Origin of the sequence: Vibrio sp. VB16 (genome assembly GCF_015594925.2) — a bacterium.
Taxonomy (GTDB): Bacteria; Pseudomonadota; Gammaproteobacteria; order Enterobacterales; family Vibrionaceae; genus Vibrio.
Genome location: NZ_CP087590.1, coordinates 2,504,738 through 2,520,688, shown reverse-complemented (window position 1 = coordinate 2,520,688; position 15,951 = coordinate 2,504,738). Strand labels below are relative to the sequence as shown.

Annotated in this window: 17 protein-coding genes; 5 read left to right on the top strand and 12 right to left on the bottom strand. The window is 43.2% G+C overall.

The annotated features are described in order from the left end of the window. Nucleotides 1-81 precede the first annotated feature (81 nt). From IUZ65_RS11385 to znuC, 4 genes are all read right to left on the bottom strand, one after another. On the bottom strand, nucleotides 82-765 hold the full coding sequence (locus IUZ65_RS11385; RefSeq protein ID WP_195703839.1) for an SDR family oxidoreductase: 684 nt from the start codon (nucleotides 763-765) through the stop codon (nucleotides 82-84). 206 nt (nucleotides 766-971) lie between these two features. Then, nucleotides 972-1,487 (bottom strand): VC2046/SO_2500 family protein, encoded by a 516-nt coding sequence (locus IUZ65_RS11380; protein ID WP_195703838.1) that lies wholly within the window; start codon nucleotides 1,485-1,487, stop codon nucleotides 972-974. Between the two features lie 88 nt (nucleotides 1,488-1,575). Next, nucleotides 1,576-2,361, bottom strand: coding sequence for a zinc ABC transporter permease subunit ZnuB (znuB, locus tag IUZ65_RS11375; RefSeq protein WP_195703837.1), 786 nt, complete (start codon nucleotides 2,359-2,361; stop codon nucleotides 1,576-1,578). After that, nucleotides 2,354-3,136 carry a zinc ABC transporter ATP-binding protein ZnuC gene (znuC, locus tag IUZ65_RS11370; RefSeq protein WP_195703836.1) on the bottom strand — a complete coding sequence of 261 codons (783 nt, stop codon included), beginning with the start codon at nucleotides 3,134-3,136 and terminating at the stop codon, nucleotides 2,354-2,356. Before znuC ends, znuB begins: the two co-directional genes overlap by 8 nt. A gap of 91 nt (nucleotides 3,137-3,227) precedes the next feature. Between znuC and IUZ65_RS11365 the strand changes: the two genes are divergently transcribed. From IUZ65_RS11365 to IUZ65_RS11350, 4 genes are all read left to right on the top strand, one after another. Continuing rightward, a complete protein-coding gene (locus IUZ65_RS11365) occupies nucleotides 3,228-4,097 on the top strand; it encodes a zinc ABC transporter substrate-binding protein (protein ID WP_443083739.1) in 870 nt (289 codons plus the stop codon). Nucleotides 4,098-4,294: 197 nt separating this feature from the next. Beyond that, nucleotides 4,295-4,522, top strand: a complete 228-nt coding sequence (locus IUZ65_RS11360; protein WP_195703834.1) for a FeoA family protein — start codon at nucleotides 4,295-4,297, stop codon at nucleotides 4,520-4,522. Beyond that, on the top strand, nucleotides 4,522-6,801 hold the full coding sequence (gene feoB, locus IUZ65_RS11355; protein ID WP_195703833.1) for a Fe(2+) transporter permease subunit FeoB: 2,280 nt from the start codon (nucleotides 4,522-4,524) through the stop codon (nucleotides 6,799-6,801). Before IUZ65_RS11360 ends, feoB begins: the two co-directional genes overlap by 1 nt. Next, nucleotides 6,798-7,028: a FeoC-like transcriptional regulator gene (locus IUZ65_RS11350; protein WP_195703832.1), complete on the top strand. Its 231-nt coding sequence runs from the start codon at nucleotides 6,798-6,800 to the stop codon at nucleotides 7,026-7,028. The genes feoB and IUZ65_RS11350 overlap by 4 nt, the downstream gene beginning before the upstream one ends. Before the next feature lie 39 nt (nucleotides 7,029-7,067). On the opposite strand, the gene IUZ65_RS11345 is transcribed toward IUZ65_RS11350, so the two are convergent. After that, nucleotides 7,068-7,496 (bottom strand): HIT domain-containing protein, encoded by a 429-nt coding sequence (locus IUZ65_RS11345; protein WP_195703831.1) that lies wholly within the window; start codon nucleotides 7,494-7,496, stop codon nucleotides 7,068-7,070. Nucleotides 7,497-7,632: 136 nt separating this feature from the next. Further along, on the bottom strand, nucleotides 7,633-9,366 hold the full coding sequence (gene argS, locus IUZ65_RS11340) for an arginine--tRNA ligase (RefSeq protein ID WP_195703830.1): 1,734 nt from the start codon (nucleotides 9,364-9,366) through the stop codon (nucleotides 7,633-7,635). A 217-nt stretch (nucleotides 9,367-9,583) separates the two neighbouring features. Between argS and IUZ65_RS11335 the strand changes: the two genes are divergently transcribed. Beyond that, complete coding sequence (locus IUZ65_RS11335; protein ID WP_195703829.1) at nucleotides 9,584-10,177, top strand: VOC family protein; 594 nt, start codon at nucleotides 9,584-9,586, stop codon at nucleotides 10,175-10,177. 135 nt (nucleotides 10,178-10,312) lie between these two features. Here the strand turns inward: IUZ65_RS11335 and gloA are convergent, their stop codons facing one another. The 6 genes from gloA to rsxC form a co-directional block, all read right to left on the bottom strand. Continuing rightward, nucleotides 10,313-10,729, bottom strand: coding sequence for a lactoylglutathione lyase (gene gloA / locus IUZ65_RS11330; RefSeq protein ID WP_195703828.1), 417 nt, complete (start codon nucleotides 10,727-10,729; stop codon nucleotides 10,313-10,315). A gap of 75 nt (nucleotides 10,730-10,804) precedes the next feature. Next, entirely contained in the window at nucleotides 10,805-11,440 is a 636-nt protein-coding gene (gene nth, locus IUZ65_RS11325; protein WP_195703827.1) for an endonuclease III, read from the bottom strand. A 19-nt stretch (nucleotides 11,441-11,459) separates the two neighbouring features. Continuing rightward, nucleotides 11,460-12,149 (bottom strand): electron transport complex subunit E, encoded by a 690-nt coding sequence (locus IUZ65_RS11320; protein ID WP_195703826.1) that lies wholly within the window; start codon nucleotides 12,147-12,149, stop codon nucleotides 11,460-11,462. Beyond that, complete coding sequence (gene rsxG, locus IUZ65_RS11315) at nucleotides 12,142-12,777, bottom strand: electron transport complex subunit RsxG (RefSeq protein ID WP_195703825.1); 636 nt, start codon at nucleotides 12,775-12,777, stop codon at nucleotides 12,142-12,144. The genes IUZ65_RS11320 and rsxG overlap by 8 nt, the downstream gene beginning before the upstream one ends. Nucleotides 12,778-12,785: 8 nt before the next feature. Further along, nucleotides 12,786-13,832: an electron transport complex subunit RsxD gene (gene rsxD / locus IUZ65_RS11310; RefSeq protein ID WP_195703824.1), complete on the bottom strand. Its 1,047-nt coding sequence runs from the start codon at nucleotides 13,830-13,832 to the stop codon at nucleotides 12,786-12,788. Further along, nucleotides 13,832-15,949 carry an electron transport complex subunit RsxC gene (rsxC, locus tag IUZ65_RS11305; protein ID WP_195705093.1) on the bottom strand — a complete coding sequence of 706 codons (2,118 nt, stop codon included), beginning with the start codon at nucleotides 15,947-15,949 and terminating at the stop codon, nucleotides 13,832-13,834. The genes rsxD and rsxC overlap by 1 nt, the downstream gene beginning before the upstream one ends. Nucleotides 15,950-15,951 lie beyond the last annotated feature (2 nt).

The following is a 15,951-nucleotide window of genomic DNA, read 5'->3' as shown; positions in this document are numbered from 1 at the left end:
GCTCCGAAAGTAAGACTAATTCCACTAAATAACGTATCAGATGAAATGTAGTCGATGGAGCCGACAGCAAGGCCATTGCTATCACGCCTCGGCTGCCATTACCCGGCCATTAAAATACTCGTTGGAGACAATATATTCTGCACTCCGAATGAGCTCGTCTTGAATGACGGCCCAGTGTTCTATCTCGTCGCTGTTTGAGGTATGAGAACATCCGGGTATGACACAGCCTACGCGAATATTAAAAGGGGCTAACTCCTTTGCCCAACTTTTTGTAAAGCCAGAAACCATACACGTCGCACTGTCTTGTCCAATGTTAGATTGTCTAAGTGGAAAGGTAATCATGTTGATGATTAAGTTCTTTTTCTTGTTGAGTTGCATATGTTCTGCACCCGCTTGACCAAAACAGAAGATAGGGGAGGCGAGTGACGTTAATTGCTCTGAAAATTTTTTTGTACTAATTCCGTTAGTCAATGTGGGTAAAGGTAAGCTTGGCCAGTAGTTAATCAATACATCAATTGAGAGTTGAAGTTCCTGCTTTATGGTCTCGAAGAGCGCTTGAATACTGCTTTCAGAATAGTCTTCAACAGGGTAGGTAAGGACGGTGGTCGACTTCTCTTTACAGCGAAAATGTATCTCATCCAGTTTCTGGGCGTCGGTATCGATCGCAATTACTTTTGCACCAGATGCTGAAAAATGAACCGCTAGTGTGCTACCAAGCGGTGTGCCTGCAGACGTGATAAGAATAACTGAACCATTAATATCCATTGTTTCCCTCTAATACTGCGCGGCAAATTCAAGGTGTTATGGATTTAATAGTGGTTAATAATTAACAAACAAGTTGTGAATAGCATCATGAAATGCAAATTCTCGTGCGACTAAATGTTCAGGGTTAGGCTTATCTCACACTGAACGACCCTATTTGTGAAACGTAATTTGATGATAGGTGGTGTTGCACTTACTAATAAATGTTATTACACAGAGTGGTTTATCTGGCTTCTCATCTGGTTAATAACAAGTTTTTGATAGAGGTGATCGTTGAGGGTCGGTGCTGGGGTGCTATTAAGCGCTCTTTTCGTGTGGAAAGACAGGTTTCGATAAACATCTTCACCTAAGTCGTGTGTGTGCTCAGTCAAATAAGCTAACGAATCGGGGTTCAACCCGCTTTGCAATCTGGCGCTTTGTAATCCACCTTGGTGAAATTGCTCAGATATTCTGGCCCCTTTGAGATAGCTTTCTTGATTCGAACGCAGCTCAGCACTGATAGGAACCTGCAGTTTGTCTCTTAACTCTGATTCTGAATTGGACGTTAGGTCGACAGGAGTAATAGATACCGTTTCGCGAATATCTTCGGAAAACATCGCGACTAACAGAGCGAAGTCGGCTCGGCGATGCTGTTTAACGGCGGCACAGATATTGTCACCCACTTGCAGTTCATTGATAACTGCTAGGGTGACCGGTTCTGATGTGTCCGTTGTGGTTAACTGCATGCTAGCTCCTCGCTCGATGCCAATGTATCGGCATATGAGTGAGAAGCTTTAGTCTAAATCTTGATGATTTTATGGAATGTTTTTGGAATTATTCAGCTGACTTCTTAAATTGAGACAGCATAAACAGCACTGCAGCAGAAACCACGACAGAAGGGCCGGCCGGCGTATCGTAATGCCACGAAAGCGCGATACCTAGCAACACAGAAACGCAACCAATTAAGGATGACAAGAAAACCATTTGCTCTGGTGTACTAGAGAACTTCCTTGCGGTAGCAGAAGGAATGATAAGCAGGGACGTAATAATCAATGCGCCAACAAACTTCATCCCTACGGCGATGACAGTGCCGATAAGTAGCATCAATATAAGTCGCATAAGATCGACATTGGTACCCTCAACAGCGGCAAGCTCTTCACTTACTGTTGTCGACAACAATGGCTGCCAAAAATAGTAAAGAATAACTGAGATGACGATGACGCCAAGGTAGATAAAATAGATGTCCGACGGGGAAACCGAAAGCAGGTCGCCAAACAGGTAACTCATTAGGTCTATTCGTACATCATCTAGAAAACTAATAGAGACCAAACCTAAAGATAAAGCACTGTGCGCAAGGATACCAAGTAAGGTATCTGTCCCAACGAGTTGGCGCTTTTGTAAGGTGACTAAAATGAGAGCTATGGCTAGGCAGCAAACAAGAAGTGCAAGGTAGATATTGATATCTAAAAGTACACCAAGCGCTAAGCCAAGCAGTGATGCATGGGCTAACGTATCCCCAAAATACGCCATACGACGCCACACAACAAAAGACCCTAATGGTCCGGCTATGATGGCGATACCCAATCCAGCGAAAATAGCGGGAAGCAAAAACTCAATCATGACGGTGAGCTACCTCATGGTTTTCAGAACAACAATCACCTTTCTCTTTTGGATAGCCGGACAAATCGTGGTGTCCGCTATGAGAGTGATGATAAAAAGCGAGGGACTCATCGTTTGGCCTGCCAAATAAGGCGACATAAGATGGGTGGGTACTGATTGTTTCGGGTTCACCAGAGCAACAAACATGGTGGTTGATACAGATAACTTTATCTGTTTTGGCCATAACCAAATGTAGGTCATGCGAGATCATCAGTACTGCACATTGAAAACGGTGTCGTATGGTTTCTATCAGGTTGTATAACTCAATTTGTCCTTGAACATCGACACCTTGTGCGGGTTCATCTAAAACCAGAAGTTCAGGCCTCAATAACAGCGCTCTCGCAAGAAGAACCCGTTGGTTTTCGCCTCCAGATAACCGATGCATGTCGTTTCTAGCTAAATGTTCTGCGCCGACTAGTTTGAGTGCGGTAATCCTTTCTTGCTTGCTATATTTTCCGGCTAACTTAAGAAACCGGTCAACGTGTAGCGGTAAAGTGTCATTCAATTTGAGTTTTTGAGGGACGTAACCAATAGTGAGTTTTTTCTTCTTTTCTATCTGACCTTTGTAAGGCTTTACCAATCCAAGAAGCGCTTTAATTAACGTCGATTTTCCGGCGCCATTCGGCCCGATAATGGTGGTTATTTCGTTGGTGTTTATCTCTAAACTAATGTTGTCTAACACATCACGGTCATCAAACTGAACACTAATATTTTTCATCCTGACAAGCGAGGTCATGAATAAATCTCATTTACAAAGCGACTTGTTATAATATAACATTCGGGCTGAAATTTAAACTAGATTACGTAGCGTATAAATGAATAAAATCATCAAGTCCTCTCTATTTTTGCTAACAATGTTATCTCCGTTGAGTTATGCGACAACGGTTATTACAAGCATTAAGCCGTTTCAACTAATCGCAATAGAGATCACTCAAGGTATTACAGAACCAAAATCGTTAATCAGTTCGACAGCATCTCCGCACGATTATGCGATGAAACCCTCTGATCTAAAGACGGTAAAACGCGCTGATCTCGTTATCTGGTTTGGGCCCGAGTTAGAACCGTTTTTAGAGAAAGTGTTGTTAGGGTCAGAGAACTCGCTTCAGTTATCTGAAAGTGATATCGCGATTGATGAGCATGACGATTCTGACGAAGCATCACATGAAGGACATGACCATGGACGTGTTGATCCACATATCTGGCTTGGTCCAACACTCGTCAAGCAAATAGCGAGTGTAATTACGTTGAAGCTGTCGGAAATAGATCAGGAAAACGCCGTTCAGTATCAAGCTAATTTCGCTCAATTCGTTTCCAATTTGGATAAGAGTATCACCAAGATAACCGCCGATCTTGCTCCGTATAAAAACAAAGGTTACTACGTATTTCATGACGCCTATGGATACTTCGAATCCTATTTTCAACTGAATAAAATTGGGTACTTTACGCTTTCTCCAGACAGAAAACCCGGAGCAAAAACCTTGATCCAGATCCGTAGTGCACTGAAAAACGGTGCCGCATCTTGCGTGTTCTCCGAACCCCAATTTAAGCCAGCCACTGTGGAGTCTGTCATACGTGGAAGCGATGTATTTGTTGGCGTGCTCGACCCATTAGCCACCGATTTTGAACCAACGAGTGGTGCCTATTTTAGATTTATTGAAGGGTTAGCAAGCGCTTACAAAGAGTGCTTGTCATATTAATATTTGCTCTTTTCTCAAAAATAATCGACGGTACTAAGTGGGACAACGTGTTCGCGGATGGTTGGCATTCAGAGGCTTATCTGAATGATAATTATTTTTAATAAGGAAGTTGATATAGAACAATTTAAATGATGCGCTTACTTGATACTATACCTTAATAGAAATTATTATCATTTGAGCATATTTAAGGGCCAACCATGAAACTATCAGAATTGAAAGATGGTGAAAGCGCAAAAATTAGGGCGTTTTCAAATCTGACATTAGAGTTACGAAAAAAACTGATGGTGATGGGCGTGCTTCCGAACACTGAGGTGAAAGTGATTCGCCGCGCACCAATGGGTGACCCTATTCAGGTTCGAGTTAGAGGAATGTCTCTAGCAGTACGTAAAAATATTGCTTCAGAAATTGATGTCGAGGCAATCTAATGCAAACTGAATATAAAATTCTCACTGTAGGGAATCCAAACAGCGGTAAAACAACGCTATTTAATGCTTTAACCGGTGCGAAGCAACAGGTAGGAAACTGGCCTGGTGTCACCGTCGAGAAGAAAACGGGATTTCTATATCATTCGGGCAACAAATTTAGCCTAACGGACCTACCCGGTATCTACGCTCTAGATAGTGGAAATGACGCGAATAGCATTGATGAGTCCATCGCTTCACGATCTGTATTAACGCATCCAGCCGATCTTATAATTAACGTTGTAGATGCGAGTTGCTTAGAAAGAAGTTTGTATACAACGCTGCAGTTAAGAGAGCTCGGCCGACCAATGATAGTCGTGCTGAATAAGATGGATACGCTTTCCAGAGAGCGACAGGTTCTTGATGTTAAAGCACTTGAAAAGACCCTTGGTTGTCCAGTATTAACTCTTTCTGCCAACGACCAACAGCAAGTTAATAAATTTAAAGTAAAACTCCATAAAATTCTACTTCAAGGTGTGGCGCTTTCTGTCCATAACCTCGACTACGGTAATGACCTAGAACAGGCTATCGGGACTTTAGCGTTAATTTGGAATGAAGAGACCGTGTCCAGTCGTGCGCTTGCAATACGAGCGCTAGAGAACGACGCATTGATACTAAATAGTCTCACTGAAGAAGATAGAGCCAAGGTTCGTCAAACGATATTGAGTGTCGAGATTGATATCGACCTTCAAGTCGCTGATACCAAATACTCTTTTATACACAATGAACTGAAACATATCCGCAAGTCCGAAGGGAAATTGAGCCGTAGCTTTACAGAAAAAGCGGATCTGTTTATTTTAAACAAGTGGGTTGGGGTACCCTTTTTCTTTGTTGTTATGTATTTGATGTTTATGTTCTCTATCAACATTGGTAGTGCATTTATCGACTTTTTTGATATCAGCGTCGGTGCACTTCTGGTCGATGGTGGACACTACCTATTAGACGCCCATCTTCCTATTTGGCTTGTTACTTTGATTGCTGACGGTGTGGGAGGTGGTATTCAAACGGTGGCGACATTTATCCCTGTGATAGCCGCCTTGTACCTGTTCTTAGCGGTTCTTGAAAGCTCGGGTTATATGGCACGAGCGGCGTTTGTTTTAGATAAAGTCATGCAAAAAATCGGCTTGCCAGGTAAAGCGTTTGTACCGCTAGTACTCGGATTTGGCTGTAACGTACCGTCGATTATGGCCACTCGAACATTGGATCAAGAACGTGAGCGTAAACTGGCCGCATCAATGGCGCCATTTATGTCCTGTGGTGCACGCTTGCCTGTATACGCTCTTTTTGCTGCGGCTTTCTTTCCAGGCAGTGGTCAAAACGTCGTATTCGCTCTCTATATTTTGGGGATACTTGCTGCGGTTGCGACTGGGATGCTATTAAAGAAAACGCTCTACCCTGGCTCAAGTGATGCGTTGATCATGGAAATGCCCGATTATGAAATTCCAACCGTGCAAAATGTACTCATAAAAACCTGGCAGAAATTGAAGCGTTTTGTGTTGGGTGCCGGTAAGACGATTGTTGTCGTGGTGACGATATTGAGCTTCTTCAATTCGTTGGGCACAGATGGTTCATTTGGCAATGAAGACAGTGATAAATCAGTATTATCTAAAGCCGCTCAAGTCATCACTCCAGTTTTTGGACCTATTGGTGTAAGCGACGATAACTGGCCTGCAACGGTAGGTATTATTACCGGGATATTCGCTAAGGAAGCCGTCGTTGGCACCTTGAATAGTCTGTATTCTTCTCCGGATAATGGCGAGGGTGCAGAGTTTGATCTGGCCGCTAGTATTGAAGAAGCGGTAATGACAATTCCAGAAAACTTGATGGGATTGAGTTTCAGTGATCCGATGGGTATAGAGGTTGGTGACCTTACCGATATAGCGACGGTTGCGGAAGAGCAAGAAGTAGATACGAGCATTTTTGGTAATCTTAAATCCAATTTTGTTACAGGACACGCTGCATTTTCTTACCTAATTTTCATACTGCTTTATACACCTTGTGTTGCCGCAATGGGCGCGTACATGAAAGAGTTTGGTCGCAAGTATGCTGCATTTATTGCAAGCTGGACCATGTTGCTTGCCTATACTGGAGCTGCACTTTATTACAACGTTATGCACTTCAACGCGCAACCAGTAACGAGTGCCTCATGGATTGTCGGTGTTCTTGTTGTTTGGATTGGAACCTACTTCTTACTTAAGAAAGAAGGGCAGAAACAGATGACCTTAACCGAGGCATTGGTTTGATTCTTTCTGACCTCAAAGCATACATTTTTGAACAGGGTAGTGTTACGCGCACTGAATTAGCTAAGAAATTCGCCCTGAGTGAAGACGGTGTCGATGCGATGCTGGAGGTATGGGTGACAAAAGGTTCACTATCGCGGATAGTGGATCTGGATAAGAGAGATAACGTCAGGCAAATACGGTATAGGGCAGTTCATAGCAACGATATTCAAATGACCGTTATCTCGTAGTCATAATTTTTTATATTTTCACTTATAAACACAAAGAGCCTACTGTTTCTGAAACACACGGCTCTTTAGTAACTCACCCGTTACTTTCTTAATTAATGCGCTCTGTTCATCATTCGTTCGATACCTACCTGCAGTATTTCCCCAGATTGGCCGCGGCCATGCGATATCAGATATAAAACGAGCAACATGGTGAATATGCAGTTGAGGGACCATATTGCCTAATGCGCCCAGATTTAGCTTATCGGGTAAAAAAAGCGCTTCTAACATCCTCGAGATAATTTGGCTTTCAATCAAAAACTGATGCTGCTGATCCATTGATAACTGATGTAATTCTTTTACGCCATCGACCTTCGGTACCAGAATTATCCACGGTACACTGTCGTCTTTATTAAGAAGAATGGTACATAAAGGGAACTCACCAATCTTAGATGTGTCTTGTTCTAATTGAGGATGTAATGCAAAAGCCATCACGAAGATCTCTGTTGTGTCATGATGTCTATTTATAACATGTAATGAGAATGGTAATAAGCAATAAGCGGTTAATTTGCAGCAAGATATATAAAAGAAAGCCCCGTATTATACGGGGCTTTTCCTAGTGTAAAGATTACATACGTTCTAGCGTATCTATACCAAGTAGTGATAAGCCTTGCTTGATTGTTTTCGCGGTTAATGCCGCTAACTTCAGACGACTGTGTTTAATGGATTCGTTTTCTGCAACCAGAATAGGACAGGCTTCATAGAAGCTAGAGAATAGACCCGCCAATTCAAACAAATAACTACACATGATATGGGGTTGACCCTCACGTGCAACAGATTGAACTGCTTCTTCAAATTGAAGTAGTTTCGCGATAATGGCCTTCTCTTTCTCTTCAGTAATCACTATGTCACCAGTGATGCCATCCATTGAGATGCCCGCTTTTGCAAAGATAGATGCGACACGAGTATACGCATACTGCATGTATGGCGCGGTATTGCCTTCGAAAGCCAACATGTTATCCCAGTCAAAGATATAGTCGGTTGTGCGATGCTTTGATAGGTCAGCGTATTTTACTGCAGCCATTGAAACGGTAGCAGCAATGGCTTCTTTTTCAGCTTCGCCTAATTCAGGGTTTTTACTCTCAATAAGCTTTTGCGCTCTAACTTGTGCTTCGTCTAGTAAGTCAGCTAGGCGAACCGTACCGCCAGCACGCGTTTTAAATGGGCGACCATCTTTACCAAGCATCATGCCAAAAGCGTGATGCTCTAGCGTGACTTCTTCAGGTACATAACCCGCTTTACGAACGATTGTCCAAGCTTGCATTAGATGTTGATGCTGACGGGAATCGATGAAGTATAATACGCGGTCTGCTTTTAGCGTTTCGTAACGGTATTTCGCACAGGCAATGTCAGTAGTCGTGTAAAGGAAACCACCATCACGCTTCTGGATGATAACACCCATCGGTTCGCCATCTTTATTCTTGTATTCGTCCAGAATAACAACCTGAGCGCCGTCGTTTTCTACGGCGAGACCTTTTTCTTGTAGATCAGCAACAATACCCGGCAGCATGTCGTTGTACATGCTTTCACCCATCACATCATCACGGGTAAGGGAAACACTCAAACGGTCATAATTATGTTGGTTCTGAATCATCGTGACATCGACAAGTTTTTTCCACATCTCAGCGCAGTATTGATCCCCGCCTTGAAGTTTTACGACATAGCTACGAGCGATCTTGGCAAATTCCTCGTCTTCATCGTACAGCTTTTTTGACTCACGGTAAAAAGTTTCAAGGTCAGATAGCTCCATTGATACTTCACCAGATTCTTTTTGAATACGCTCTAGGTTAGCGATAAGCATACCGAACTGAGTACCCCAATCACCAATATGGTTAGCACGCACGACGTTATGGCCAAGAAATTCAAGGGTACGAACAACTGCATCACCAATGATAGTTGAACGTAGGTGCCCTACGTGCATTTCTTTTGCTACGTTTGGCGCGGAATAGTCCGCGACGATAGTCTTTTGTTCTTCTACTGCAACGCCTAAACGGTCATCAGCGAGTGCTAACTCAGCTTGGCTTGCAAGGAATGCTTCACTTAGAAAAATATTGATGAAACCAGGACCAGCAATTTCTGTTTTGCTAGCGATGCCATCAAGATCGAGTACGTCCAATACTTTTTGAGCAAATTCTCTTGGGTTAATGCCTAATTTTTTTGCAACGCCCATTACGCCATTTGCTTGGTAGTCACCAAATTGTGCTTTTGCAGATTGGCGTACAGCAGCAGGGCTGCCTTCAGGTGCGCCAGCGGCTACAAGAGCCAGAGATACTTTGTCATTAATAAGTGCTTGGATATTCACACGAGATTCCTTCAATTCTTAGAATTGTATTGCTATGCGTTTTCGGCGTTCTTGCGTGAGCCAACATAGGACGCATACGGCATATTTGTTTATAAAAATGAGGGTAATAATAGCAAGTTAACCCCTTGGCTAACAGATAAAGAAAAACAAATTGTTATACTTTTTTTCGTTGTTATTGATAATATCGGGAACAAATTGACAAATAGAGTAACCCACTATGACTAACCGGTTGTTTGAATGCGAGTTAACACCTGTGCAAATGCTAAAAAACGTGTCACAGTTTTCAGATAAAATCACCAAATTGATGCAAGACATTGGGCTTGATTTGACAATGTATCAAGCCGATCACATTGCTCTCCGTATCAATGATTACCAGTTAACAGAGCAAGCTCATGAAGCGTGGTTAGAATTTGGTCGGGTGATTTCTTCTGTGCATATCAATGGTCGACCGATTATTGTGTTGGAACTCGAACACCCTATTTCAGTACAAGACTGGAAGGTAGAATGCTTAGAATTACCTTATCCAGCAAAAGGTAAGCTCTATCCAGAGCAAGGATGGGAGCACATAGAGTTTGTTATTCCATCTGAAGCAATGACGGCAGACGAGTACTTAGAAGAGCTAAAGTTGCGCATTCCTAAATTGAACGATACGTGGGGTAAAATGGCGCAGCTAGGAATAACGACTAAGATTTCTAGCCCTAAAGGAGAGGGTGAGCGCTTAGCTAATCCGACCGTTGCGTTTAAAAGGGATGGAGTATGTATAAAACTGCACCCACACACATTGAAACGTGTCGTTTTATCGGACGCCTGAATCCATTCGGTTAGTATTGGTGGGGTGCTTTGCCATTGGATAATACAGTGGCAATAGTTAAAGAATAAGGCGATTAATTGACTCTAGATGTGAACTGACGGTTCGTTCAGAGCGAGAGTCAATTAAAATTCAAGGTTACCCTTCAAGGCCTTCGCTTGCTTCTTTATTCTGAATTAATTCAATCATATAGTTGTCTGGGTCTTTAACAAAGGCGATTTGTGTCGTACCACCTTTAACGGGGCCCGGCTCACGCGTAACGTTGCCACCCGCGTTTTTAATTGCATCGCAAGTCGTATAGATGTCATCCACACCGATAGCGATATGACCAAAGGCATTGCCCATTTCGTATTCTGACGTACCCCAATTGTAGGTAAGTTCAATAACCGACCCCTGAGACTCATCGCCAAAACCGACAAATGCTAGGGTATATTTATATTCTGAATTCTCATTTTTTCTAAGTAACTTCATGCCCATAACGTTGGTATAGAATTCGATAGAACGGTCTAAATTACCGACTCGTAACATTGTGTGTAACACGCGACCATTTGACATTGTACTTCTCCCTGTTTTTATATTTAGCAGCCAGCTATGCTGAGGCTATTAATCGATATTTTAACTCGTTTATCATTACAATTCTGTTTTCGAAGCGTACTCACACAGATCTTCTATGATACAGCTGCCACAGCGTGGTTTTCTGGCGATGCACGTATAACGTCCATGTAAGATAAGCCAGTGGTGAACATCGAGTTTAAATTCTTTTGGAATGACCTTTAAAAGCTTTTGCTCTACGTTATCAACGGTTTTGCCCATGGCAAGCTTTGTTCGATTGGAAACCCGATAGATATGCGTATCAACAGCAATTGTCGGCCAACCAAATGCAGTGTTTAAAACGACATTGGCCGTCTTTCTACCCACACCAGGTAGCGCTTCTAAAGATTCTCTATTCTCTGGTACTACGCTGTTGTGTTCTTCAAGTAAAATGCGGCAGGTCTTAATGACATTCTCCGCCTTAGAATTAAATAACCCAATGGTCTTGATGTACTCTTTTACACCTTCAACACCTAAATCCAGGATGGCTTTCGGCGTGTTAGCGACCGGATAAAGCTTGTTCGTCGCTTTATTAACACTAACATCTGTCGCTTGAGCAGAGAGCAATACCGCAATCAGTAGTTCAAAAGGTGAATTCCAGTTTAATTCTGTTTGAGGGTTAGGGTTGTTGTCTCGTAGTCTTTCAAGAATTACAATCCGTTTTGCATTGTTCATCGTTTTCCCCAAATTCAGGTTAGTTAGTGACTCTAACCCGTTCAATAACAGGTTTTTTTACTTTTGGTTTTCGAGCAGCGATGTGTGAATCAATCACGTTTTTGAAGGCGATAATGAATCCAACACCGATAAATGCACCCGGTGGCAACATCGCTAATAAGAAGTTACTTTCAACGTGAAATATTTCAATTCGTAGCGAGGTTGCCCAACTGCCAAGTAACACATCTGCCCCATCAAATAAGGTACCATTCCCTATTACTTCGCGTATCGTGCCTAGTAAAACAAGTACGGATGTCATGCCAAACCCCATCCATAAACCATCTAGAGCGGCAGGTAGTGGTTCGTTTTTTGCCGCGTAAGCTTCAGCGCGACCGATAATTATACAGTTGGTCACTATGAGAGGGATGAAGATACCAAGTGATAAGTACAAGCCGTAGGCATAAGCATTCATGAGCAGTTGCACACAGGTCACCAGTGCCGCAATGATCATAACAAAAACAGGAAGACGCACCTCTTTTGCTACGTAATCACGTACTAGCGACACGATTAAATTGGAGCCAATAAGAACAAGAGTAGTAGCGATGCCCAATCCTAATGCGTTCGTTACCGTAGATGAGACGGCAAGCAAGGGGCAAAGGCCCAAAAGCTGAACCAAAACTGGATTGTTTTTCCATAAACCATTTTGCAGCAGTATTTTATGTTCACCCATTGTCTTCTCCACAATTTAGCGGTTGAGAATGTAAAGCGTCGTGGTTTTCATTGTAGAAGATGACGCCTCGTTTTACTGCTTTTACGACGGCTCTAGGGGTAATGGTTGCGCCAGTGAATTGATCAAACTGACCACCATCTTTCTTTACTTTCCAACTATCAAGGTTATCTTGTGTGACCTGTTTACCTATGAAACCGTCGATCCAATTGGATATTCTCGTGTCAATTTTGTCACCTAACCCCGGTGTCTCTCTATGAGCAAGTACGCGTGTACCCGTTACTACACCCTGAGAATCAATGCCGACAATTAGCTTTATTTTCCCGTTATAGCCATCAGGTGCAATAACCTCTATTGCAACAGCACTTGGCCGTCCATTTTTTGTTGCGATGTAAGCGGGCAATGGATCGTCGCTACCGAGTTGCACCGACTGTACCAAAGTACAAGCCGAATAGAGTTCATTGTCATGCATCTGATGCGGTATCACTTCGTTAAGTATCGATTTTAGTTGGTCTCGCTCTTGCTGCAAGATGGTATCTTCAGTCAAGTAATGAGTAATCGCTACGAGACCTGTACAAGCGCAAGCAAAGATAGCTAATGTCGCGCCGTTTTTTTTAATCGCGGTTAACATATTTTTCCTTAGTGCCCATAGGTTCTTGGTTTTGTATAACGGTCAATAAAAGGAACCATCATGTTCGCAATAAGCACGGCGAAAGCAACGCCGTCCGGATACCCGCCCCAAGTTCTGATAACAAAGACTAAAGTTCCGATGAAAAACCCAAATAACAACCTTCCTTTGACGGTCGTTGAAGCGGTAACGGGATCCGTTGCAATGAAAAATGCGCCAAGCATTGTCGCGCCAGAAAAAAGATGCAGAAGGGGACTTGCTACCGTATTTGGGGAAAAGAGATAACTAACACTACTGATAAAAATAAGACCTAGCAAGAATCCCGCAGGGATATACCACTGAATGATTCGTTGCTTTACAAGTGCAATTCCACCTAAAAGATAGGCCATGTTTACCCATTCCCATCCGGTTCCTGCAATGATGGAAAACGGAGGCAGAGACATAATTTCATTGGCAGGCATCGATGACCTTACTGCCGTTTTAAAAGCATCAAGCGGCGTAGCCATTGTTATGCCATCTATACCTGCTCGGACCTGTTGTAGAGAAAAACCATCGTCGTTAAAGCCAGTAAAGATCAACTTCCATGAATCGTACAAGCTAATATCGGAAGGGTTTAAAGAATCAGGCGCTATCCAGCTTGTCATTTGCAAAGGAAATGAGATAAGTAGTACGACGTAGGCAATCATGGCTGGGTTAAAAGGATTTTGCCCAAGGCCACCGTACAGTTGTTTAGCAACGACAATGGCAAAAAACAACCCAATGACCATCATCCACCATGGTGAGAGGGGAGGAATGGCAACAGCTAATAGCCAAGCGGTAACAATAAAACTGTAGTCACGTAATGCGCTAAACGGAGAACGTTTACGAAACAGCATGACGGCGCTTTCTAATAAAAAGGCGACAACGAATGCAATCAATAATTGAATTAACGTTCCCCAACCGAAGAAATAGGTTTGAGCTAATAAGCCGGGTATGGCAGCAATCGCAACCCACTTCATGAGGTCTTGCGTGCTCTTACTGCGATGGGTGTGGGGCGAGCTGGCAATAAAAAAGGCCACTACTCTTTCTCCTTAACGTTTTGTACGGCAGCCTGCGCGGCTTTTTTTGCTTTAGCGCGAGCAATGGCAGCGGCAACGGCGGCCTTTTTCTTGTCCTCAACAGGGGCAGTCTCACTCTCTGCTGGTGACGTTGTAGTTTCGTTACCTTTTTCGGCTTCAGTTTGTGCTACTTTTTTTGCTTTAGCGCGAGCAATGGCAGCGGCAACGGCGGCCTTTTTCTTGTCCTCAACAGGGGCAGTCTCACTCTCTGTTGGTGACGTTGTGGTTTCGTTACTTTCTGCCGCTTCAGCTTGTGCTAATTTTTTTGCTTTAGCGCGTGCAATGGCGGCGGCAACCGCAGGGTTTTTATTGACAGTGTCTTCGGATGGGCGGCTCTCGGCAGGTGGCTGAGCCGATAGGGTAGCGTCTTTTTCTGCTTTTCGTTCTCTGGCAAGGCGTTTACGCTCCTCGCGTAAGCTGACCATTTCTGAGTTATCTGGTGTCTCACTGCTAGATTTCAACGCTTCGGCTTGTTTTGCTTTTGCCCGTGCTATTGCAGCGGCGACAGCCGGTTTAACTTCAGAGCTACTTTTCAAGGTTGATTGTTGTGCCTTAACACGAGCAATAGCAGCGGCAACAGCATCACCATCGTTATTATCCGACTTTTCCATTTCCTTACGGCGATTTTTAGCGGCTTCTTTAAAGCGATTATCCCGTTGTTCTTTGTCTCTCTCAAGCCTTGCTTTACGTTCTTCAAATCGTAATTTGGCTCTTTCAGCCGATTCGGTTTCTTCTTTATGGAGGCGAACTTCAGCCTTTGCCTGGCGATAATAATGAACCAGCGGTATTTCACTTGGACAGACATAGGCGCACGCACCACACTCTATACAATCAGACAGGTTTAACTCTTCACACTTATCAAAATCTTTATCTTTTGAATACCAAAAAAGTTGTTGTGGTAATAGAGACGCCGGGCAAACTTCAGCACACTGCCCGCATCGTATACAAGCTATTTCACTTTTTTCGGGTGCGATCTCTTTTTTTGTTGGTGCCAAAATACAGTTGGTTGTTTTGGTTATAGGTACCGCCGCAGAAGGCACAGTAAAGCCCATCATAGGGCCACCCATTATTAGTCGAGGTGATTTTTTATCTTCTGTATAACCATATTCGTCTAATAAAGCCTGGACGGGAGTACCTAACCGCACCCATATATTTTGAGGTTGGGCGAACGTGTTACCCGTTAATGTTACTATTCGTTCAATTAGCGGTTCTCCATCGATCACCGCCTTTTTGATAGCATGAATGGTCCCGACATTTTGCACCAGCACACCAATATCCGCGGGGATCCCTTTTTTAGGAACCTCTTTATTAGTCAACAATTTTATTAGCTGTTTTTCACCGCCAGAAGGATATTTAGTTGGAATTCCGCGTATAACCAAATTTCTGTTTAGCGCGGCAAGTTCTAGCGCTTTTATAGCTTCGGGCTTATTGTCCTCGACGGCAATAATAATCAAATCTGGCTTCAGAATGTGCTCAAGCACCTGAATACCTTCAATAATCTCAGTCGCATTTTCTCGCATCAACATATCATCTGCGGTGATGTAGGGTTCACACTCTGCAGCATTAATAATAAGAATTTCGGTTTTAGCTACACCAGATTGAATCTTATGACCAGTAGGGAAACCTGCACCACCTAACCCCGCAACGCCAGACTGTCGGATAACGTTTATAAGTTGTTCAGGTGTTTCTGATGTAAAGTTGGCTAATGGGCTTTTTGGGATCCATCTATCTTCGCCATCGGGTTTTAATATAAAACAGTTTTCTGTCAAACCAGAAGGATGGGCAGTTTGTCTTGGCTCAATCGAAATAATTTCACCCGATGTAGGTGCATGCACAGGCAACATAAAGCTATCGGTAAACTTAGTCAGTTGTTGACCCTTTAACACTTTATCGCCCACTTTTACTGCGAGATCTCCGGGGCGACCAATATGCTGTTTGATGGGTAATATAAATTCGTGTGTTAAACGCGCTTTATTAACAGGCGTCTGAGTAGATTGAGTTTTGTTTTCTGGTGGGTGAATGCCACCAGGAAAGTCCCAGATATCACCATGACGAATTCTTTCAACTAATGGCACCATAT

Bases quoted from the DNA above. Each gene is read 5' to 3' on its own strand.
- rsxG (WP_195703825.1), bottom strand. From the start codon at position 12,777: ATGTTAACCGCGATTAAAAAAAACGGCGCGACATTAGCTATCTTTGCT.
- gloA (WP_195703828.1), bottom strand. From the start codon at position 10,729: ATGTCAAATGGTCGCGTGTTACACACAATGTTACGAGTCGGTAATTTA.
- IUZ65_RS11320 (WP_195703826.1), bottom strand. From the start codon at position 12,149: ATGGGTGAACATAAAATACTGCTGCAAAATGGTTTATGGAAAAACAAT.
- IUZ65_RS11385 (WP_195703839.1), bottom strand. From the start codon at position 765: ATGGATATTAATGGTTCAGTTATTCTTATCACGTCTGCAGGCACACCG.
- IUZ65_RS11360 (WP_195703834.1), top strand. From the start codon at position 4,295: ATGAAACTATCAGAATTGAAAGATGGTGAAAGCGCAAAAATTAGGGCG.
- nth (WP_195703827.1), bottom strand. From the start codon at position 11,440: ATGAACAATGCAAAACGGATTGTAATTCTTGAAAGACTACGAGACAAC.
- IUZ65_RS11345 (WP_195703831.1), bottom strand. From the start codon at position 7,496: ATGGCTTTTGCATTACATCCTCAATTAGAACAAGACACATCTAAGATT.
- rsxC (WP_195705093.1), bottom strand. From the start codon at position 15,949: ATGGTGCCATTAGTTGAAAGAATTCGTCATGGTGATATCTGGGACTTT.
- IUZ65_RS11335 (WP_195703829.1), top strand. From the start codon at position 9,584: ATGACTAACCGGTTGTTTGAATGCGAGTTAACACCTGTGCAAATGCTA.
- znuB (WP_195703837.1), bottom strand. From the start codon at position 2,361: ATGATTGAGTTTTTGCTTCCCGCTATTTTCGCTGGATTGGGTATCGCC.
- znuC (WP_195703836.1), bottom strand. From the start codon at position 3,136: ATGACCTCGCTTGTCAGGATGAAAAATATTAGTGTTCAGTTTGATGAC.
- feoB (WP_195703833.1), top strand. From the start codon at position 4,522: ATGCAAACTGAATATAAAATTCTCACTGTAGGGAATCCAAACAGCGGT.
- IUZ65_RS11380 (WP_195703838.1), bottom strand. From the start codon at position 1,487: ATGCAGTTAACCACAACGGACACATCAGAACCGGTCACCCTAGCAGTT.